The sequence below is a fragment of the Kitasatospora sp. NPDC005748 genome (assembly GCF_040630735.1).
GTDB lineage: Bacteria > Actinomycetota > Actinomycetes > Streptomycetales > Streptomycetaceae > Kitasatospora.
Genome location: NZ_JBEXYD010000037.1, coordinates 21,424 through 40,940, shown reverse-complemented (window position 1 = coordinate 40,940; position 19,517 = coordinate 21,424). Strand labels below are relative to the sequence as shown.

15 protein-coding genes and 2 pseudogenes are annotated in these 19,517 nt (G+C 74.6%); 8 read left to right on the top strand and 9 right to left on the bottom strand.

What is annotated here, in order from left to right; genetic code table 11:
- Nucleotides 1-177: 177 nt before the first annotated feature.
- A complete protein-coding gene (locus tag ABZ495_RS24425) occupies nt 178-621 on the top strand; it encodes an SRPBCC family protein (protein ID WP_359838053.1) in 444 nt (147 codons plus the stop codon).
- 200 nt (nt 622-821) lie between these two features.
- Here ABZ495_RS24425 and ABZ495_RS24420 read toward each other — a convergent pair whose 3' ends face one another.
- Nucleotides 822-1,451, bottom strand: coding sequence for a TetR family transcriptional regulator (locus tag ABZ495_RS24420; RefSeq protein ID WP_359808605.1), 630 nt, complete (start codon nt 1,449-1,451; stop codon nt 822-824).
- Nucleotides 1,452-1,553: 102 nt separating this feature from the next.
- Between ABZ495_RS24420 and ABZ495_RS24415 the strand changes: the two genes are divergently transcribed.
- Both ABZ495_RS24415 and ABZ495_RS24410 read left to right on the top strand, forming a co-directional pair.
- Nucleotides 1,554-3,032, top strand: a complete 1,479-nt coding sequence (locus ABZ495_RS24415) for an FAD-dependent monooxygenase (protein WP_359838051.1) — start codon at nt 1,554-1,556, stop codon at nt 3,030-3,032.
- Between the two features lie 143 nt (nt 3,033-3,175).
- The gene (locus ABZ495_RS24410; protein WP_359838049.1) at nt 3,176-4,120 is read left to right on the top strand and encodes an MBL fold metallo-hydrolase; all 945 of its coding nucleotides are present in this window, start codon (nt 3,176-3,178) and stop codon (nt 4,118-4,120) included.
- A 62-nt stretch (nt 4,121-4,182) separates the two neighbouring features.
- On the opposite strand, the gene ABZ495_RS24405 is transcribed toward ABZ495_RS24410, so the two are convergent.
- Nucleotides 4,183-5,559, bottom strand: coding sequence for an MFS transporter (locus ABZ495_RS24405; RefSeq protein WP_359808610.1), 1,377 nt, complete (start codon nt 5,557-5,559; stop codon nt 4,183-4,185).
- 635 nt (nt 5,560-6,194) lie between these two features.
- On the opposite strand from ABZ495_RS24405, the gene ABZ495_RS24400 reads away from it, so the two are divergent.
- A complete protein-coding gene (locus ABZ495_RS24400; protein ID WP_359838047.1) occupies nt 6,195-7,010 on the top strand; it encodes a maleylpyruvate isomerase family mycothiol-dependent enzyme in 816 nt (271 codons plus the stop codon).
- Nucleotides 7,011-7,034: 24 nt separating this feature from the next.
- Here ABZ495_RS24400 and ABZ495_RS24395 read toward each other — a convergent pair whose 3' ends face one another.
- Nucleotides 7,035-7,715, bottom strand: coding sequence for a methyltransferase domain-containing protein (locus ABZ495_RS24395; protein ID WP_359838082.1), 681 nt, complete (start codon nt 7,713-7,715; stop codon nt 7,035-7,037).
- A gap of 243 nt (nt 7,716-7,958) precedes the next feature.
- On the opposite strand from ABZ495_RS24395, the gene ABZ495_RS24390 reads away from it, so the two are divergent.
- Both ABZ495_RS24390 and ABZ495_RS24385 read left to right on the top strand, forming a co-directional pair.
- The gene (locus ABZ495_RS24390; RefSeq protein WP_359838045.1) at nt 7,959-10,109 is read left to right on the top strand and encodes a DUF2156 domain-containing protein; all 2,151 of its coding nucleotides are present in this window, start codon (nt 7,959-7,961) and stop codon (nt 10,107-10,109) included.
- A 16-nt stretch (nt 10,110-10,125) separates the two neighbouring features.
- Entirely contained in the window at nt 10,126-10,857 is a 732-nt protein-coding gene (locus tag ABZ495_RS24385; RefSeq protein WP_329491570.1) for a hypothetical protein, read from the top strand.
- Between the two features lie 57 nt (nt 10,858-10,914).
- Here the strand turns inward: ABZ495_RS24385 and ABZ495_RS24380 are convergent, their stop codons facing one another.
- Together ABZ495_RS24380 and ABZ495_RS24375 are read right to left on the bottom strand one after the other, a co-directional pair.
- Nucleotides 10,915-12,087: a macrolide family glycosyltransferase gene (locus ABZ495_RS24380; protein ID WP_359838043.1), complete on the bottom strand. Its 1,173-nt coding sequence runs from the start codon at nt 12,085-12,087 to the stop codon at nt 10,915-10,917.
- A 208-nt stretch (nt 12,088-12,295) separates the two neighbouring features.
- Nucleotides 12,296-12,421: pseudogene (locus ABZ495_RS24375) on the bottom strand (alcohol dehydrogenase); the annotation flags it as partial.
- Between ABZ495_RS24375 and ABZ495_RS24370 the strand changes: the two are divergent.
- Nucleotides 12,414-12,569, top strand: a pseudogene (locus ABZ495_RS24370) (pyridoxamine 5'-phosphate oxidase family protein); the annotation flags it as partial. The pseudogenes ABZ495_RS24375 and ABZ495_RS24370 overlap by 8 nt on opposite strands.
- A 96-nt stretch (nt 12,570-12,665) precedes the next feature.
- On the opposite strand, the gene ABZ495_RS24365 reads toward ABZ495_RS24370, so the two are convergent.
- From ABZ495_RS24365 to ABZ495_RS24355, 3 genes are all read right to left on the bottom strand, one after another.
- Nucleotides 12,666-13,826: a hypothetical protein gene (locus tag ABZ495_RS24365; protein ID WP_359838041.1), complete on the bottom strand. Its 1,161-nt coding sequence runs from the start codon at nt 13,824-13,826 to the stop codon at nt 12,666-12,668.
- A 390-nt stretch (nt 13,827-14,216) separates the two neighbouring features.
- On the bottom strand, nt 14,217-15,323 hold the full coding sequence (locus tag ABZ495_RS24360) for an AI-2E family transporter (protein ID WP_359838039.1): 1,107 nt from the start codon (nt 15,321-15,323) through the stop codon (nt 14,217-14,219).
- Nucleotides 15,324-15,594: 271 nt separating this feature from the next.
- Complete coding sequence (locus ABZ495_RS24355; protein WP_359838037.1) at nt 15,595-16,815, bottom strand: MFS transporter; 1,221 nt, start codon at nt 16,813-16,815, stop codon at nt 15,595-15,597.
- Nucleotides 16,816-17,292: 477 nt separating this feature from the next.
- Between ABZ495_RS24355 and ABZ495_RS24350 the strand changes: the two genes are divergently transcribed.
- Nucleotides 17,293-17,679, top strand: a complete 387-nt coding sequence (locus ABZ495_RS24350; protein WP_359808622.1) for a VOC family protein — start codon at nt 17,293-17,295, stop codon at nt 17,677-17,679.
- 203 nt (nt 17,680-17,882) lie between these two features.
- On the opposite strand, the gene ABZ495_RS24345 is transcribed toward ABZ495_RS24350, so the two are convergent.
- Nucleotides 17,883-19,457, bottom strand: coding sequence for a hypothetical protein (locus ABZ495_RS24345; protein WP_359838035.1), 1,575 nt, complete (start codon nt 19,455-19,457; stop codon nt 17,883-17,885).
- Between the last annotated feature and the right edge of the window lie 60 nt (nt 19,458-19,517).

Below are 19,517 nucleotides of genomic sequence, written 5' to 3'. Positions count from 1 at the left end.
CGGGAGCCACCGGTCGGCGCACGGTCCGGGCGTCCGACCGACACGCGGCGGACCGGCGGGGCGGCTTGCCGACGACCGTCGGAGGACGGACATTCGTGGTGGTGCTGTCGGCGGGAACCCGCCCCGGGGAGTCCGTCCACCGGCAGGCCGCCCGACGAGGTCGAGGTGGGTGTGGCGATGAGCAAGGTGGAGGAGTCGATCGACGTGGACGTGCCGGTCCGCGTCGTCTACGACCAGTGGACGAGCTTCGAGCGTTTCCCGGAGTTCATGGAGGGGGTGCAGGAGGTCCGGCAGCTGGACGACCTGCACGCCCACTGGAAGACCAGGATCGCCGGGCTGTCCCGCGAGTTCGAGACCGAGATCGTCGAACGGGTCCCCGACGAACGGGTGTCCTGGCGCACCAGCAGCAGCAATGTGAAGCACACCGGCACGGTCTCCCTGCACCCGATCGACGCGACCCACACCCGGGTCAGGATGACCATGGACTTCGAGCCCACCGGATTCGCCGAGAAGGCCGCGGACAAGCTGGGCGTGCTCGACCGGATGGTCAGCGGTGACCTGCGGCGCTTCAAGCACTTCGTCGAGAACCGCGGGGCCGCCCCCGGGAGCGCCGGCTCCTGACCGCGGCGCGGGGCCGGATTCCCCGGCCACGCCCGGCCGGCGACACTCCGCGGCGGCCGTGAGCAGCGCGCAGGCGAGGTAGCGACCGCGACGCCCAGGAGCACGACCCGGACCTCACCACCGCCGCGCACCGCCCGGTCGCGGACCGCGCGCCGGGCGGCCGGCCGGCCCCGGGCGGGGCCGCCGCCCGCGCTTCGGGCTCAGAATCCGCGGGCGGCGGCGCCGTCGCGCAGCAGGGCGAACGCCTCGGCCGTCTCCGCGGCGGCCAGCACGGCCACCTCGCCGACGTCCTGCCCCTCGGCGAGCCTCGCCCAGGTGGCGTGGGCGAGGACCTGGCGCACCGCCGTGTACTGGGCCGCGAACAGCCGGGCGGTGACGTTCCCGTCCGGGCCCAGCGCCTCGGCGAGCGCGCGGGTGTCGGCGTCGAGGTAGTCGAAGAGGTGGGCGGAGAGGCTGGGGGTCTCGTAGACCAGCCGGAAGAAGGCCAGCACCTCGGGGCTGTCCGTCAGCCCGCTGCTGGGGTCGCGCGCGGCCAGCCGCTCCAGGTGGTGGCGCTCCAGCGCGTCCAGCGGGGTGGTCCCGGCCGGGCGGGCGCGCACCACCCGTCCGGCCTCGCCGAGGTGGTCGGCGAAACGGTGCAGGACCAGCTCCTCCTTGCTGCCGAAGTAGCGGAAGAGGGTGGGCTTGGAGACCTCGGCGGCGGCGGCGATCTCGGCCACCGAGACCTGGTCGAACCCGCGGGCCAGGAACAGGGCGATCGCCGCCTCCGCGATGGCCTGCCGGGTGCGCTGCTTCTTGAGGGTCCGCAGACCCGTGTCCGACTCGCTCATGACTCGATCATAACCAGGAAATGTTTGTTACTCGGTTGCTTTTCTTACCGAGTTGCAGTTTGCTGGTGTGCATCACCGACGAGACGGAAGGGCGGACACACCATGACAACCGTGGTGATCGTGGGGGCGGGACCGACCGGACTGACACTGGCCTGCGGGCTGGCACGGCAGGGGGTCGCCGTGCGGGTCGTCGAGAAGGCGGCCGCGTTCCACACCGGCTCACGCGGCAAGACGCTCAACCCGCGGAGCCTGGAGGTCCTCGCCGACCTGGGGCTCGGCGCGCGACTGGCGGCCGCCGGCCGCACGCACCTCCCGTTCCGCAAGTACTTCGGCGGCGAGTTCGTCAACGAGACCGAACCGTTCGCCGGCGCCCGCCGCAGCACGCCCACCCCCTACCCGGCGAGCCTGTGGCTGCCGCAGACGCGGGTCGAGCGACTGCTGCGCGAGAAGCTGGCCGAGTACGGGGTGACGGTCGAACTCGCCACCGAGCTCGTGGACTTCACCCAGGACGACGAGGGCGTGGAGGTCCACCTCGCGGACGGCGGACGGATCTCCGCCGAGTACCTGGTCGCCTGCGACGGCGGCCGCTCCACCGTGCGCAAGCTGCTGGGGATACCGTTCGTCGGCGAGGGCGACCCGGAGCCGCTCATGGTCTGCGGCGACGTCGAGGTCGAGGGCCTCGACCGCGGCGCCTGGCACCAGTGGTTCGGCCCGCAGGGCGTGTTCATGCTCTGCCCCTTCGAGGGCACCCGCCGCTGGCAGCTCCAGGCGAGCCCGGAGACGGACGCCGACGGCCGGGCGGTCGCCCCCTCCCTGGAGAGCTTCCGGCGGCTGGCCGCCCTGCACACCGGTCGGACGGACCTCGTGCTGACCAACGCCACCTGGCTCTCCACCTGGCGGGTCAACGTCCGGATCGCCGAGGAGTACCGCAGGGGGCGGGTCCTGCTGGCCGGCGACTGCGCGCACGTCCACCCCACCGCCGGCGGGCTCGGCATGAACACCGGCATCCAGGACGCCTGGAACCTGGCCTGGAAGCTCGGGCACGTCCTGCGCGGCCTCGCCGCACCGGCCCTGCTGGACACCTACCAGGACGAACGCCGGCCGGTCGCCGCCTGGACGCTCGACGTCACCACGGCCGGCATGACCAACGTCATGGCGGGCATCGGCACTCCGGGCGTGGGCGTCGAGGCCGGCCGGGTGGGCGACCTCACCGGCCTCTCGCTCGGCTACCGATGGAGCCGGCTCGCGGCCCCCGGTCCCGACGGCCCGCTCCGGGCCGGCGACCGGGCCCCGGACGCCGTCTTCACCGGCCCCGACGGCAGGCCGGCCCGACTCTTCGAGCACTTCGCCGGCGACCACTACACCCTGCTCGGCTTCGGCCCGGGAACCCGCCCCGCACTCGCCGGACTCCCGGCCCAGATCCGGCCCGTCCTGCTCGACGACCCTTCCGGCGACGCCCACCGGACCTACGGGATCGCCACCGACACCCTCGCCCTCGTCCGACCGGACAACCACCTCGCCCTCCTCGCCCCCGCGACGGCCCGCCAGGAGGTGCTCGACTACCTGACGGCCCTGCGGTAGCCGCCCGGCCCACGCCGTGGCTCTAAAAGCGAAGACATTGCGTTAGCGGGCCGGCGTGATCTACGATCGGCTAACGCAAAGGCGGAGCTTTAACAGCTCCCGCCGCCGCGACGACGCCACCCGTACGAGGGGAACCCCGGTCCATGCACACGACGTCCGACGACCCGCGCGGTGCTTCACCCGCCATCGGCACCATCCCGGCCTGGACCGTCGGCGACCTCACCGTGCACCGGATCGACGAGATCCCCCTGCCGCCCGACACCGGGCAGTGGCTCCTGCCGGACGCCACGCCCGAGGTCGTGCGCGGGCAGGACTGGCTGCGCCCCGACTTCGCCGACCCGGCCGGCCGGCTGCTGATCGACAGCCACAGCTTCGCGTTCACCGTCGGCGGCCTGAAGGTCCTGGTGGACACCGGGATCGGCAACGGCAAGGACCGCGCCAACCCGGCCTGGCACGACCTCCACACCGACTACCTCGACCGGCTGACCGCCGCCGGGTACCCGCCCGCCGACGTCGACCTCGTGATCCTCACCCACCTGCACACCGACCACGTCGGCTGGAACACCCGCGCCGACGGGAACGGGGCGTGGGTCCCCACCTTCCCCCACGCCCGCTACCTCACCTCGCGCGCCGAGCGCGAGTTCTGGGCCGGCCGGGAGATGGACGAGCCGCGCCGCCGGATGTTCCGCGACTCGGTGGACCCGGTGGCGGAGGCCGGGCTGCTCGACCTGGTCGACGTCCCGGCGGGCGGCGCCGAGGTCGCCCCCGGCCTGCGGCTGCTCCCCACGCCCGGCCACACCCCGGGCCACCTGGCCGTCGAGCTGTCCGGCGAGGGCGGCGCGGCCCTCGTCACCGGGGACTGCGTCCACCACCCGGTCCAGTTCGCCCACCCGGCCATCGGCAGCTGCGTCGACATCGACCCCGCCCGGTCGCGGGCGACCCGGCGGTCCCTGCTGGAGTCGCTCGCCGGCACCGGCACGCTGGTCCTCGGCACCCACTTCCCCCCGCCCACCGCCGGCCGGGTGGTCGCCCACGGCGACGCCTACCGGCTGGAGTCCGTCCCCGGCACCCCCCGTACGACGGCCTGACGCCGGAGTGGGGCGTCGGACGGGCCGACGTCCCACTCCGGCAGGACCACGACGCCCGGCCGTCAGCCGACCGGCTCAGGGGTCGGCCGGGCCGGCGCGGCCGACGCGGGGCCGGCTGCCGAGGCCGCCCCCAGGCCGGTGCCGCGCGTCTCCTCGGCCCACAGGACGCACACCAGCAGGCCGACCGCCGTGGTACCGGCCGCGATCAGCATGGTCGGCCCGGTCCCGAGGCCGCTGAGCGACAGCGGCAGCAGGTACGTGCCCACGGCCGCGCCGATCCGGCTCACCGAGGTGGCGACGCCGACCGCCGTCGCCCGGATCTCGGTCGGGAAGAGTTCGTTCGGGTAGGTCCAGTCGAGCACGTTCGGGCCGCCGCACAGGAACGCGTAGGCACAGAGCGCGATGACGGCGACGGCCGCGGGGGCGGCCGGCCAGACACCCAGCAGGGCGAGCGGCACGATCATCAGGGCGAACGACCAGATGATCACCGGACGACGGCCCCAGGTGTCGATCAGCCGGAGCGCCGGGAAGCAGCCCAGCAGGAAGACCAGGCTCACCAGGGCCGTACCGAGGGTGTCCAGCACGGTGCCGCCCGGCATGCCGAAGGAGGCCAGGATCTGCGGGCCGAAGGTCAGCATCGCGAAGAGCGGGCCGACCTGGCAGAGGAAGAACAGCCCGCAGAAGAGCGTGCGGCGCCGGTAGGGCTCGGTCATCAGCAGCCGCAGGCCGCTGGGACGCCCCGCCTCGGCCGGGTCGGGCATCAGTTCCCGCCCGTCGACCCGGACGCCCAGGTGCTTTTCGACCACGCGCACCGCGTCACCGACCCGCCCGTTGGCGGCCAGCCAGCGCGGCGACTCGGGCGAGCCGCGCCGGATCACCAGGAACACCACGCAGAGCACCGCGGAGCTGGCCAGCATCCAGCGCCAGCTGCCGTTCCCGCCGATCCGAAGGAACAGGTAGCCCGTCAGGTAGGCGAGGACGGAACCGGCGTACCAGGCGATGATCTGCTGGCCGAGCAGCCGCCCGCGGTGGCGGGCCGGCAGCCACTCGGCGAGCAGCGAGGTCGCGATCGGGTAGTCGGCGGCCACGGCCAGGCCGAGCACGAAGCGCAGCACGGCGATCGCCCACACCTGGTCGACCCAGAAGGAGAGCACCGAGCAGACGACCATCACCAGCAGGTCGGCGGTGTACATCACCTCCCGGCCGATCTTGTCGGTCAGCACGCCGAACAGCGCGCCTCCGACGAACATGCCGACCAGGGCGGCGGCGCCGATCAGGCTGACCTCGGCGGTGGAGAGGCCGAGCTCGGGACGCATCCCGATCAGGGCCACGCCGACGATGCTCAGGATGTAACCGTCCAGCAGGGGCCCACCGGAACAGGCCAGGGCCAGTCTCCGGTGGAAGGCGGTATACGGGGCGTTGTCGATGGTTCGGGACATGGAATTCGGGTCCTCCGGGGCGTACGGCAGTGCTCCCGCACTCCGTGCGCCTGGTAGACGGCAGAAGTCGGGGCCGCCCGGTCGGACGACCCCGTCACCCGGACCCACCGGGCGACCGTCCACGGTTGCCCGCTCCGAAGCGGTCCCGACGGGGACGAAGGTCCGCCGGTTCCGGCCCTTGGTCCCGAACCGGACGGGCCCTGGGACCCGTGCGGCGGGGGCTTCGGCCTGCCAGGCCCGGGAAGCACCGCTCCGCGCGCTCCGGCCGGGCGGACCGGGTGACACTTCTCACCCGAACGCGGCAAATGTCTTAATTGCCTGATATGTGATGGCGGCGGGCAGCGTCCACGGATCGTCGACGGGCCCCGGACAGCTGGTCCGGCCCCCGCCGCCCCGCACCGGACACCCAACCCGCCGGTAGCGGGCGGCCGATGGTGACGGCCGGACCCCGGGCGAGCCGCGACCCGCCCTCGGGGCGGCCGCTCTGACGGACAGTCCGACGAGGGACCCGGCCGCCACCCCCGCCGGGACGGCCACCCAGCCGGTCCGGCGGCGACCGGGCGGACCTACCCACCGGTAATCTCCGCTGCCGAACCCCTGGACACCCGGGCGCACCTGGTCCACGCTTCAGCTCCATGACCCCTACGCCGGCCCCCCGGGGCTCCGTACAGCCCGCCCTCCTCGACGCCGTCCTCGGCGTGGCCGAGGACATCGCGGCGCTGCTCCGCGACCGCCCCGACACCGGCCGGCCGATCCCGGGCGCGCTGTGGACCATGGGCGAGGCGGCGGCCCATCTCGCCCTGGCCAACCGGCTGATGGCCGAACTGGCCGCCGGTGAGCGGCGGACCTACGGCGACGGCACGCCGGCCGGCCTGGCCGCCGCCAACGCGGCGTCCCTGGCCGCGTTCCCCGAACGGGACGCGGTCGTCCTCGCCGAGCAGATCGTCCGGCACGCCCGCGCCTTCACCGAGGCCTGTGCCGGCCGGCCCGCGTCGACCGCGGTGCTGACCCCGCTCGGACCGATGGACCTGGCCACGCTGGCCTCGTACCTGATCACCCATATGCTCGGCCACGGGTACGACCTGGCCGTCGCGCTGCGGCGGCCGCACATGGTGGACCGTCACCGGGTGGCGCTGACCGTGCCGTTCCTGATGGCCGCCATGCCGCGGGTGGTCGACGGCCGCTCCGCCGCCGGTCACACCGCCTGCTACGACCTGCGGGTGCGCGGCGGCGCCCGGTTCACGGTGACCTTCCGCGACGGCGTGGCCGAGGTCTCCGCCGACCCGGCCCGCCGACCGGACTGCACGATCCTCACCGAGCCGGTGGCCTTCCTCCTGCTCGCCCTCGGCCGGTGCGGCCCGTACGCGGTGCTGGCCCGGGGCAAGGTCCTCGCCTGGGGGCGCAGGCCGTGGCTCGCCCTCGGGTTCCCGCTGCTGTTCACCGCCCCCTGAGCGCGGCCTCGGGGCGTACGCCGCTCAGGGCAGCCGCCCCCAGCTGGTGACCAGGCCGGGCGAGAGGTCCGCGACGGTGCCCGTGGCGAGGGACTCCCGCGCCTCGTCGAGGAGCCCGGCGTCGACGAGGCCGGTGGCGAGCATGGCCTCGCGGGTGCGGTCCCAGGTGTCCAGCCAGAACGCGGTGATCGGGGCGTCCGCGACCAGGGCGGGCACGAACACCTCCGCGCCGACCTCGGACAGCCCGAGGTCGCGCAGCAGCCGCGGACAGTCGGGGGTCCAGCTGATGTCCGTGCCGATGGACGTCCGCAGCGCCCGCCACATCGCCCGCATCGCGAGCCGGTACGGGGTGTCCGGCGGCGCGGCCGTGGTGAGGTCGACCGGGTCCCCGAGGACGAGGTACCCGCCCGGGACGAGGAGGTCCCGCAGGCGGGCCAGGACGCGGTGCCGTTCCGGCAGGTGCATCAGCACGAAGCGCGCGTGCACCAGGTCGAACCGGCCGCCGGGGTCGAAGTCGGGCGAGGAGATGTCCGCCGTGAGCGTCCGCAGCGCCCCGCCCGCGAACGGTTCGACGAAGCGGGTGTCCCGGTCGACGGCGAGGACCTCGCCGGCCCCGCCCGCGGTCGCCAGCCAGCGCGCGATCGTGCCGGTACCGGCTCCCACCTCGCAGCAGCGCACTCCCGCGCCGACCCCGAGGGCGCGCAGCCGGGCGCGGGTGACGTGGTCGTAGGCGAGGGAGCCGAGATCGATGCGTTCGCCCTCGCCGGGCTGCCAGGGCGGGGCCGCGGATACCGCCGAGCCTAGCGAAGGGCGGCCGTCCCGTCGCCCGGACGGGCCCGTCCCGGTCCGGTCTCCCCGCCCGGCCCCGTCCGCCGAATCCGGCTACGCTGAGCAAGGAGGCTCCGGGCCCGAGGCGGGGGTGTCGGCCACACCGTGCGGAGGTGCGAGGTGCCGGGAGAATCAGAGCCGCGGTGGCGGCGTGACGTCCTGCCCGCGGTCACCGCCGCGCTGCGGCGCTTCCCCTTCACCGTCGCCACCGCCGTGGTGGTGCTGGTGGTCGGGCTGGCCGTGGGCGGCCTGTGGGACGCGACGTCCGACCGGTCGTGGTACCCGAACGTCGCGTACGGCCTGCCCTCGTTCGAGAAGGGCCGCTGGTGGACCCTGGCCACCGGTCCGCTGTTCTGCTCGACACCGATCGACTACCTCCCGGTGCTCGTCGCCGTCGTGCTGCTCTGCGGCCTCGCCGAGGCGAGGCTCGGCACGCGCTGGACCGCCGCGGTGACGGTGGCCGGCCAGCTCGGCGCCGTCCTGCTGGCCGCCCTGCTGCTGTTCGCCCTCCGGCACACCGCGTGGACCTGGGCGAAGGACCTGGCCGGCACCGTCGACGTCGGCGTCTCGGCGGGCGCGCTCTGCGCGGGCGCGGTGGCCTCGGCGGCCCTCGCCTCGCCGTGGCGGCAGCGGCTGCGGCTGGCCCTGGCCGCCTACGCCGGCGTCTCGCTGCTGTACGTCGGAGGGCTCGACGACCTGGAGCACGCCCTGGCGGTCGCCGGCGGCCTCGTGGCGACCCACTGGCTGCGGGTCCCGGGCGCGGCCCGGACCTCCGGCCGGCTCAGCCGCCGGGAGTGGCGGCTGCTCGCGGTGGCGGGCCTGGTCCTGATCGCGGCGATCCTGCTGGTCGTCTGGCTGGTACCGGGCAGCGGTCCGGTCGGGGAGACCAGAGGGCTGGGCGGACCGGGCTGGCAGGTGCTGCTCTCGGTGGCGCTGATCGCCCTGCTGGTCAACGGGCTGCGCCGGGGGCGCCGCACCGCCTGGCGCTGGACGGTGCTGCTCTGCGCGCTGAACGCGCTGCTGGGCCTGTTCGTGGCGGTCGCGTACGTGATCGGCAAGGCGCTCGACGAGCAGGTCACGGTCACCGGCGCGGCGGTGTTCGTCCCCACCTCGGTGGTGTGGACGGCCGAGCTGGTGGTGCTGATCGCCGGCCGGGAGGCGTTCCGGGCCAGGCGGCCGCGCGGCCGGGCGCAGGTGCCCGGTGCCGAGCCGGCGGCCGCAGCCGCGCCGGCGTCCGACGGGGACCCGCGCAGCCGGGCCGCGGACCTGCTGGTCCACCGCGGCGGGGCGAACCTCTCCTGGATGACCACCTGGCCGGACAACTCCTACTTCTTCCCCGAGGGCGACGACGGGAGCTACATCGCCTACCGGGCCCACGCCGGCGTCGCGGTAGCGCTGGGCGATCCGGTGGGAGCACCGGACGACCGGGGCCGGACGATCACCCGCTTCGCCGAGATGTGCGACCGCGCGGGGCTGGTCCCGTGCCTGTTCTCCGCCACCGCCCGGGCCGCCGGGACCACCGACGCGCTGGGCTGGCGGTCCGTCCAGGTCGCCGAGGACACCGTGATCGACCTGCCGGACCTGGAGTTCCGCGGCAAGGCCTGGCAGGACGTGCGCACCGCCCTGAACCGCGCCAGGAAGGACGGCGTCGAGTACCGGCTCGGCGCCCTCGCCGAACAGCCGCGACCGGTGCTGTCCCAGGTCCGCGGCATCTCCGAGGAGTGGGTCGGTGACATGGGGCTGCCGGAGATGGGCTTCACGCTCGGCGGCGTGGAGGAGGCGATGGATCCGCGGATGCGGGTCGGCCTGGCGCTGGAGGGCGACGAACACCTCCACGGGGTGACCTCGTGGATGCCGGTGTACGGCCCGGACGGGGTGCCGCAGGGCTGGACCCTGGACATGATGCGCCGCCGCCGCGAGGGCTTCCGGCCGGTCGTCGAGTTCATGATCGCCTCCAGCTGCCTCGCCCTGCGCGACGACGGCGCGCACTACCTCTCGCTCTCCGGCGCGCCGCTGGCACGCACCGGCCCCGCCCACGCACCGACCGTGCTCGACCGGATCCTCGACCAGTTGGGCGCGGCCATGGAGCCGTACTACGGCTTCCGCTCGCTGCACTCCTTCAAGGCGAAGTTCCAGCCGCGCTACGAGCCGATGTTCCTGCTCTACCGCGACGAGGCCGACCTGCCCCGGATCGGGCTGGCCCTGCTGCGCTGCTACCTGCCCTCCGCCACGATGCGCGACCTGCTCAAGGTCCCCGCGCACCACGGCTGACGGGAACGGAACCGCCGTGCGGAGCGCATCGGTCCAGGTCGAGGTGGTCATCACCGTCCCCAACCACGGCGTCGGGCTCTGGATGCTCGGCGCGTTCGTGCTGACCTTCGCCGGGACCAGGGTCGTCACCCGGCTGATCAGGGCGGGCCGGGGACCGTTCCGCGACGTCGCGGTCGGCGGCACCCACGTGCACCACCAGGTGTACGGCATCCTCGCGATGCTGGTGGCGGGCGCCATCGAGTTCTCCTACCGGCCGGACAGTCCCGGGGCGCAGGTCCTGGCCGTGCTGTTCGGCGCCGGCGCCGCCCTGGCCGTGGACGAGTTCGCGCTCTGGTTGCACCTGGAGGACGTCTACTGGGCGAAGGAGGGCCGCAAGTCGGTCGACGCGGCGTTCCTCGCGGTGGCGGTCGGCCTGCTGCTGGTCGCCGGGTTCAACCCGTTCTCCGATGTGGGTCAGGGCACGGCCAACCACCTGGTCTTCGCCGCGCTGATGCTCGTCAACCTGGCGCTGTGCGTCGGCACGATCCTCAAGGGCAAGACGGCGCTCGGGGTGATCGGCCTGCTGGTGCCCCTGGTGGTCGGGCTGGTCGGCATCCTGCGGCTGGCCAAGCCGACCTCCCCCTGGGCCCGTTGGCGCTACCGCCCCGGCTCGCGCAAGGCCGAGCGCGCGCTGCGGCGCTACCCGCCCGACCGCCGGACCCGCCTCGACGCCCTGAAGGACTTCGTCGGCGGCACACCGCACCGCTGATCCCGCGCGGCCCCCGGCCGGGTCGGGCCCACCGCCCCGGCCGGGTCGCCCCGGCGATCAGTCCAGCATGCGCTCGATGAGGTCGGCGGCGTGCCGGGTGCCGCCCTCGGCCCGGGCGCCGGCCCGCAGCCGCGCGGAGCGGCGGGCCACCTCCGGGTCGCCGACGAGCTCGGCCAGCGCCGTCCGCAGGGTCTGCGCCGTGGCGTCCTCGGTGTCGATCCGGCGGCCCACCCCCAGCTCCACCAGACGGTCCGCGTTCATGAACTGGTCGACGGCCTGCGGGACGGCGATCATCGGCACCCCGGCCAGCAGCCCCTCGCCGCAGCCGCCCATCCCCGCATGGGTGACGAAGGCGTCCGCCTGCGCCAGGATCGCCCGCTGGGGGACCCACGGGTGCACCTCGACGTTGGACGGGACGGTGCCGAGGTCCCGCGGGTCGGTGTACTTCCCGATCTGCAGGACGACGTGCCAGCCCGGCAGGTCGCCGAAGGCCGCCAGGCACTGCCGGTAGAACTCCGGGCGGCGGGTGAACGCCGAACCCAGCGAGATCAGCAGGACCTTCTCGGCACCGGCGGGGCGGGTCCAGGCGTCCGCGCCCGCGCTCAGGTCGTAGCAGGGGCCGACGAAGGTCACCGCGTCCGCGTCGACCCGGTCGGCGTTCGGCTGCATCGCCCGCGTGATCAGGGCCAGGACCCGTACGGGGAGACCGGCGAAGGCGTCCACGTCGGTGGTGGTGCCGCTCTCGGCCAACCAGCGGGCGAACCTCGCCCGGTGGGCGGCGGCCCCCGGCAGCTCCCACAGCTGGACCGCCTCCTCCTGGTGGTAGCCCTGCCAGGCCACGAAGGTCGGGGACAGCTGCACGACGGGGCGGCCCTGGGACTCGGCGAGGGCACGCGCGGCGTAGCCGCCGATGTCGTACAGGTAGAGGTCCGCGGGGTCGTCGTCGTAGGCGGTGCGCAGCTGCGGGAGGGCCTGGACGGCGTTGTCGAGGAAGAGGTCCATCCCGGCGATCGGGTCATCGGGCCAGCTCTGGTCACCGACCGGCAGCACGGAGGCGCAGGGGACCAGTTCGGCCCCGGTGGCCTCGATCAGCGCGGCGGCCGCCGGGTCGTTGGCGTAGGTCACCCGGTGGCCGCGGGCCACCAGTTCGCGGATGACCTCAAGGCTGGGCAGGACGTGGCTGACGGCGGGGACACCGACCATCGCGATGTGGGCACGGCGACGGGACATGGGCGATCACTCGTTTCAGGTCTGCGGCGGGGAGGACACGGCAGACCCGTGCGCCCGGCCCGGCGCGGGAGAGCCCGCCGGCGGAGCGTCACTCGGGTCTGCGAGACGGGACGGGGGCCTGCCCCGTCCGATCAGCCGTAGACCTGGTGGAAGCACATGTTCAGGACCCTAACCCGCAACCCGGCGGCCGCGCACGGCATTTACGGCGGCCCAGGTTCACCGTGGTGCCGTCCGTGCGCAGCAGCGACAGGTAGGCGGCGAAGTCGAGCGGCGCGGAGACGGTGTTGAGGACGAGGTCGTACCGGCCCGCCGCCTCCTCGAAGGTCTTCGGGTCGCCCATCACCTCGCCCGAGGGCACCTTCCACGGGATCGGGGACGCGTTCCGGAACGGGAGCGTGACGGTGTTCGCGGTGGCGCCGGTCACCGCGTACGGCTTCGGCCGGGACGACGGGGTCTACAGCCACACCCGGTGGACGTTCTGAGCGACGCCGGCCGCGGCCGGACGGGCCCCGACGAGCGCCGGGGCGTGGCGGGCCGGCCGAACCGACTCACCACGCCCCGGCGCCACCGGACTGCTCTCAGCCCTCCTGGGCGAGGCTCTTGATCTCTTCGTAGTCCATGCCGAGCCGGCTGAAGACCTGGATCTGCTGCTCGGGCATGCCGAGGCCGACCAGCTCCTTGACCTGGGCGTCGGTCAGCGGCTTGCCCGGCGTGCCGGGCCGGCCGGCGCCGGCGGGGGCACCGGGACCACCGGCCTCACCGGCGGCGGCGCTCACGAGGGCGAGCGTCGCGTTCTGGATGTCCTTGTCGGTGATCTTCACCGCGTCGGCGGGCGCCTGGACCGCCGGGGCGGAACTGTTGAACGCGAGCTTGACCGGGAAGGTGCTGCCCGGGCCGGCCTTGGGCTCCAGCTGCGCGAGGTCGAAGGTGGCCGAGGAGAAGGTGCCGCCCTTCAGGTACAGGTCGACGCCGATCCTGGTGTCGGCCAGGTCGTCCGGGACCTTGGTGGGGAGCTTGCCGAACTGCTCGGGGAGCTTCGCGGAGAGCGGCTTGAGCGCCTTCAGCAGCTCGTCGGTCAGCTGTCGGGCCGGGGCGCTCACCAGGAGGTGCTCGGCGCCGTCCTTCTTGCCCTTGTCGTCGAAGGTGACGGTCCGGGAGAAGACGTCCTTCAGCGAGACGGCCAGCTGCTCGGCGGTCTCCGGGTCCAGCGTGGGCCGGCCGGACGGGGCGGGGGTGCCGGCGTCGGCGGGCTTCTTGGCCGTGTCCGCGAGCTCCTGCAGGTCGAAGGCGACCCACTTGCCGGCCAGCACGTCCTTGACCGGGTTCAGCTCGGTGGGCAGGTCCTCGGCGACCGCGTCCACCTCCGCCGGGTCCTCGCCGACCAGCTTCACCAGGCCCTTGGCGTCGGCGCGCACGTACGCCTTGGCGTCGACCTGACGGAACTCCAGGAGCGCGGTGCCCTTCTTGTCGGCGAGCAGGTAGGAGACGCGCAGCGACTTGTCCGGCGTCACCCCCTTGCCGGCGCCCCGGGTGTTCTTGAAGGTGTCGAGGTCCTTGAGCGGCTTGTCGGCGGCCATCGCGACCGAGATGCTCAGGCCGGACAGCGCCTCGGCGGTCTTCTGCTCGATCTTGTCACCGGTGGCGTTGCCGAAGGCGACGATCTGCTCCGGCGAGGCGTCCACGGAGAAGGTGAGGCCGGCGGCCTTGCTGTCGCCGAGCTTGTCGAAGGCCTTGGTCACCTTCTGGGCGGCGGTGAGCTGCTCGACCGTGCCACAGGCGGTCAGGCCCGCGGCGAGGACGGAGGCACTGACGACGACGGGAACTGCGCCGCGCGCGGCCCGGCGGATAGCGGTGTTGATGGTACGTCTCCTGTGTGACGGGGCCTGGTGCGGGGGCAGGCCGATCCCTCCCCTGTGGCAGGAAGCGCCACAGCGACGTCACATCTGATCACACAATCCGCAAGGGGGTGCGCCATTATTTTGGCATCTCTTGAACACCTGTCCGACACCCGGTCGTGAACGGCCTTGCGTGCCACCGCCGGTCGGGCACCGACGGCGCGTCCGAAAGACCTCGCCCTCCCGCCGCCGGAGCGCGCCCTCCGTTCGTACCCGGCGGATCCTTCCTCGCCGTCAGGGCGTCGACGGCGGCGCCGGTCGCGGGCGGCGCAGCTCGGCGTAGACCGACCAGAGCACCGAGACGGCGGGGACGGCGACCACCGCGCCGATCACCCCGGCCGCGATGCTGCCCGCGAGCACCGAGACCGCGACCACCACCGGGTGCAGGCTGACCGCCCGGCTCATCACCAGCGGGTGGAGCAGATGGCCCTCGATCTGACCGATCACCACGATCAGCAGCAGCACCACGATCGCGATCACCGGGCCGCGGGCGGCCAGCGCCACCAGGGCGGCGACCAGCATCGCGATCGGGGAGCCGACCAGCGGGACGAACGAGGCGAGGAACTCCAGCACCGTCAGGGGCAGGGCGAGCGGCACGTCGAGGAGGAACAGCGAGATGCCGACCATGATCGCGTTGCTCGCCGCGACGACGAAGATGCCCCGGGTGTAGCCGGCGAAGGTCCGCCAGGCCACCCGCCCGGCCCGGTCGAGGTGGTCGGCGGCGGCCGGCGGCAGCTGGGCGGCGGTCCAGCGCCACATCCGCTCGCCGGAGTGCAGGAAGAACACCGACATGAAGAGCGCGAGCGCCGCGCCCGTCCCGATCTCGACCGCCCGGTGGGCGCCGTTGACGACCGTGCTGATCAGCGTCGCGCGGTGCTTGGCGGCGAAGTCGGAGACCTTCTGCTTGAGGTCGTCGAAGGACGTCGGCTCCAGGTGGAGGGGCGGTCCCTTCAGCAGCTTCTCCAGCCGGTCCAGGCCGCCCTGGAACTCCCTGGCGAGGCGTGACACGTCGTCCGCCACGTTCTCGCCGATCAGCGCGAGCAGGCCGGCCGGCAGCAGCAGCGCCACCGCCAGGCCGATCAGGACGGCGAGCGGGCGGGGTACCGCGCGGGCCGCCAGGTCGACCAGCGGGCGGATCACCGAGGTGATCACCAGGGCGAGGAAGGCGGCCAGCGTGATCAGGTGGAACTGCCCCAGCACCGTGAGCACCAGGTACGCGGCCACCGCGACGACCAGCAGCCGCCAGGCGTAGTCGGAGAGCCGGCGCAGCCCCGGGCCCGCGCCGGGGGCGGCCGCCGCGGGAGCCGGCCTTTCGCGCGGGCCGGGCCGTCTCACCCGCATGCCGCACCGCCGGCCGCCGCGCCCGCCGGCGCGGCACCACGCGCGGGTGGGCGGCCGCCCGGCGTCGGGGACCGGCGGTGGGACCGGGGGCTACGGGGGTGCGCAGACGACATGGATCATGGATAGCGGGTGGGACGCCGCACGGGCGGTTCCCGCGCCGACGGAGCGGGAGGCCGGGCGGCAAGCGGGTGGCCGGCGCGCGGTCGGTGGGCGGAGCGGGAGGCCGGGCGGCAAGCGGGTGGCCGGCGCGCGGTCGGTGGGCGGAGCGGGGTCAGTGGCCGGCGCGCGGTCGGTGGGCGGCGCGGGCCCGGCGCAGCAGGTAGAGCGCGGAGGCGGCGGCGAGGACGGCCATGCAGGCGGCGAAGACCAGGCCGGCGTCGGCCAGGCCGAGCGGTTCGGCGAGCAGGCCGACCCCGATGACCGGGATCGAGATGCCGAAGTAGGCGACCACGAAGAGCGCCGAGAGCGCGCCGCCGCGGTGCTCGGCGGGAGCGGCGGCGGCGATCTCGCCCACCGCGCCGCGCAGGCCCATGCCCTGGCCGGCGCCGCCCACCAGGGCGCTGAGCACCAGCGGCGGGAGGGTGGTCCGGGCGAGCGAGGCGGCCAGCAGGGCCAGCCCGGCGATGAGCACCAGGCAGCCGAGCGGGATCGCCCGTGCCGTACCCAGGCGGGGCACCAGGAGCTGGCCGAGGGTGGACGCGAAGAAGGCCGTGAAGACGATCAGGCCGACGACCGCGGAGTTGTGGACGTCCAGGCTCTCGGCGAGGAAGGCGGGGCTGACCGAGGTGAAGACGCCCAGCAGGGCGAAGCCCGCGAAGGCGGCGATCCCGGCCGGCACGAACACCCCCCGGACCTCCGGTGGCAGCGACGGCCGGTGCGGCCGGGCGGTGCGCAGCGGCCGGGCCCCGTCGACCGTCTCCGGGAGGAACCAGAGGACCGCGAACGAAGCGGCGAGCAGCACCAGGTGCACGACGAACGGCAGCACCAGCGGCCCGGGCGCGTACTCGGCGAGCAGCCCCGACAGCAGGGGGCCGCAGCCCAGGCCGCCCATGTTGGCGGCGGTCGCCACGAAACCCGCCATGGCCTCGCGCCCCGTCGGGGCGAGTTCCAGCACGTACGCGGTGGCCGTCCCGGTGAACAGACCCGCCGACAGGCCGGACAGCAGCCGCCCCAGGCAGAGCAGCGGCAGACCGCCCTCCGCCAGGAAGGCGACGGCGCTGCAGGCCGCGAGCGCCAGCCCGGCGAGCAGCACGGGCCGGCGGCCGACGGAGTCGGAGACGTTGCCGACGAGCAGCAGGACACCGATCACGCCGAACGCGTAGACGGCGAAGACGACCGTCACCATCAGCTCGGAGAAACCGAGCTCCGCCTGGTAGCGCCCGTACAGCGGGGTGGGCAGCGTGGTGCCCGCCATGCAGACGGCGAAGGCGGCGGCGGCCCCGAGGTAGCCCAGCCGTCCGGCGGCCGGCCGCGCGATCCGACGATCGGTCATCCGTCCACGCTAGGCACCGGGTCGGCGACGCGCGGGCCGGGCTGCGCCGAATGGCCGTGGCCCTCCGCAGGAGGAGGGTGCGGGCTCAGGGCGTCACGGCGGGACGCGGCACGGATTCGGCGTGCCGCCCGGCCGCCGGTAGCGGTCGTCACGGTGGCCGGGCTCTGAGCCGTGGCGGGACGGGCCCGGACGGCGAGGAGTGGGGGTACCCGCCGCCCGGGTCACGCTCTTCCCACCCGGTCCCCTTCTCACCCGGATCCGGCCGGACAAACCACCCGGTTCCCGGCGCGCCCCCCGGGGGAGTTCCCGGTCGCGACACGGCGGGGCCGAGGCTGCCTCCGCTCCGGACGGCCTGGTAGAACGGGACGGCCGGCCCGGGGCGTCAGAGCCGTCCGCACGCCGGGCCGGACCGACCGGCTCCGGCCGCCGTCACCCATGTGCCCACCGAACGCATCGTGACCCGGGGAGCAGTAGTCCATGAGGATCCACCTGACCAGCGTCTTCGTCGACGACCAGGCCGAGGCCCTGCGCTTCTACACCGAGGTGCTGGGCTTCGTGACGAAGCACGACGTCCCGCTCGGCCAGGACCGGTGGCTGACCGTCGTCTCGGCGGAGGATCCGGGCGGCACGGAGCTCCTGCTGGAGCCCAGCGGCCACCCCGCGGTGCGGCCGTACCGGAGGGCGCTGGTCGAGGACGGCATCCCGGCCGCCTCCTTCGCCGTGGACGACGTGCCCGCCGAGTACGAGCGGCTGCGCGCGCTCGGGGTCCGCTTCACCCAGGAGCCGCGCGAGATGGGTCCGGTGACCACGGCGGTGCTGGACGACACCTGCGGCAACCTGATCCAGCTCGTGCACGGCGGGTAGGAGCGGTCACGGCGGCGGGCGGCCCCCGGGAGCCGCCCGCGGGGTGGGCCCGTGCGTCGGACGGTGACGAGCCCCGCCGAACCGACCGGACCCGCTCCCCCGCCCGTGGGAGCGATCTCGTGGGATCGAGGCGATCACCGGCGAGGCGCTCCGGTACCGGCTGCTCGTACCCCGAGCGGTCGCGTCACACCCGCCTCGTCGCGTCACACCCGCCTCGACCGCCCCACGGGGCGGCCGAGGGCGCCCACCGCCGCGCCGGCGGCCGTGGCGGCGAGGGCCCAGAGGAAGGCCTGGTCCGAGGCGTCCGACCAGGCCGCCAGCCGGTGGGCCGCCCAGTGGACGTAGGGGATCAGCGCCACCGCGGCGGCCCCGGAGCCGAGGACGGTCAGGACGGGAACCACGCGGCCGGTCGGCGCGGGGCCGCGCCGCAGGAACCACAGCATCGGCAGCAGGCCCACCGTCAGCACACTCGCCGGCAGCACCCCGGGCACCTTCCAGAACAGCTCGCCGCCGCAGAGGTACGCCGCGAGGCGGACCCAGAGGAGGCAGATTCCCTGACGGAGCAGCAGGAGCAGCAGCTCGCGCGACCGCCCGGCCGGTCCGGCGGCGACCAGCAGCCGGGCGCCCGTGGCCGCCAGCACGCCGGCGAAACCGGCGGTCAGCGCCACGGCCAGGCCCAGCGCCGGACGGCGGGGCTGCTCGGGGACGACGATCGTCTGGTGGACGGGGTAACTCCGGCGCGACCAGGTGCCGTCGGGGGTGCCGCGCACCAGTCCGCCGCCCGGGTAGTGGGCCAGCACCGCCCAGCCCTCCGGCGCGGGGACGATGAACAGGTCTGCGGGGTACCCGGCGCGGCCCCCGGTCGGTTCCGCGCCGGGGGACGGCACAGCGGGGTACGGCACGCCGGGGGGCGGCACGCCGGGGGGCGGCACGGCGGGGTCGACCGGTGCCCCGTCCACGCCGGTGGGTGACGGAGTCGCGGGCGGGAGCGGCTCGTCGCGCCACGGCGGACCGGGGTCGAACGCGGCCCGCCAGGTCCGGCCGCCGTCCTCGCTGATCTCGATCGGCGAGGTGGAGTCGAGCAGTCGGAAGCACGGCCCCGGCTCGCCCTCCAGGCAGTGGCCGTCCTGCGGCCGGCTGTTCCGCCGGGACTTCTCGACGTCACCGGACCGCTTCTCCTGGATCCAGGTCGCGCCGCCGTCCTGCGACGCCCACCGGCCGGCTTCGGTGTCCAGGATCGCCCGCGCCCCGGCCTGCCAGAGGACGGGCCGCGGCGGCTCCCCGATCTTGGAGGTGGCCACCATGGCGACCACGGCCAGCGGCACGCCCAGCAGGGCCGCCCACCGCCGGGGCCGCCGCGTCGCCCGCGACCGCTTCCACAGCCACCAGGAGACGCCCAGCGCCGGCAGGGCCAGCAGGTCGCTCCGGTCCCCCTGGATCCGGCTCGGTACGCCGCTCCACGACCAGACGGTCGAGGCGAGTTCGCCACCGGCCTCGCCGGACTTCGCGACGGTGAACGTCACCGCCGTGACCGCCAGCCCGGCGATCGCCGGACGGTCACCGCGCAGGCGCAGCAGCGGCGTCAGCAGGAGGGCCAGGACCACCGGCGAGACCAGCATCCACGCCAGGTCGCTGACCTTCCCGGTGACCGCACCCGGCCAGAGCCGTTTTGCGACATGGTCGTTGACCAGCAGCACCAGCACGGCGCCCGACGTCCCCGGGTGCCCCGCCCAGCGGACGACCGGCCGGACCGCTCCCCACTCCCCCGTCCCGCGCATTCCCCGAGCCTCCCCCGCCCGTGGCACGGGCACGCCGCGCACCGTGTTCCGAACCGGACA

Coding starts and splice junctions, on each gene's coding strand:
- ABZ495_RS24380 (WP_359838043.1), bottom strand. CDS start 12,087: ATGTCCCGTCGCCGTGCCCACATCGCGATGGTCGGTGTCCCCGCCGTC.
- ABZ495_RS24360 (WP_359838039.1), bottom strand. CDS start 15,323: ATGCGGGTGAGACGGCCCGGCCCGCGCGAAAGGCCGGCTCCCGCGGCG.
- ABZ495_RS24410 (WP_359838049.1), top strand. CDS start 3,176: ATGCACACGACGTCCGACGACCCGCGCGGTGCTTCACCCGCCATCGGC.
- ABZ495_RS24415 (WP_359838051.1), top strand. CDS start 1,554: ATGACAACCGTGGTGATCGTGGGGGCGGGACCGACCGGACTGACACTG.
- ABZ495_RS24355 (WP_359838037.1), bottom strand. CDS start 16,815: ATGACCGATCGTCGGATCGCGCGGCCGGCCGCCGGACGGCTGGGCTAC.
- ABZ495_RS24405 (WP_359808610.1), bottom strand. CDS start 5,559: ATGTCCCGAACCATCGACAACGCCCCGTATACCGCCTTCCACCGGAGA.
- ABZ495_RS24420 (WP_359808605.1), bottom strand. CDS start 1,451: ATGAGCGAGTCGGACACGGGTCTGCGGACCCTCAAGAAGCAGCGCACC.
- ABZ495_RS24345 (WP_359838035.1), bottom strand. CDS start 19,457: ATGCGCGGGACGGGGGAGTGGGGAGCGGTCCGGCCGGTCGTCCGCTGG.
- ABZ495_RS24350 (WP_359808622.1), top strand. CDS start 17,293: ATGAGGATCCACCTGACCAGCGTCTTCGTCGACGACCAGGCCGAGGCC.
- ABZ495_RS24425 (WP_359838053.1), top strand. CDS start 178: ATGAGCAAGGTGGAGGAGTCGATCGACGTGGACGTGCCGGTCCGCGTC.
- ABZ495_RS24400 (WP_359838047.1), top strand. CDS start 6,195: ATGACCCCTACGCCGGCCCCCCGGGGCTCCGTACAGCCCGCCCTCCTC.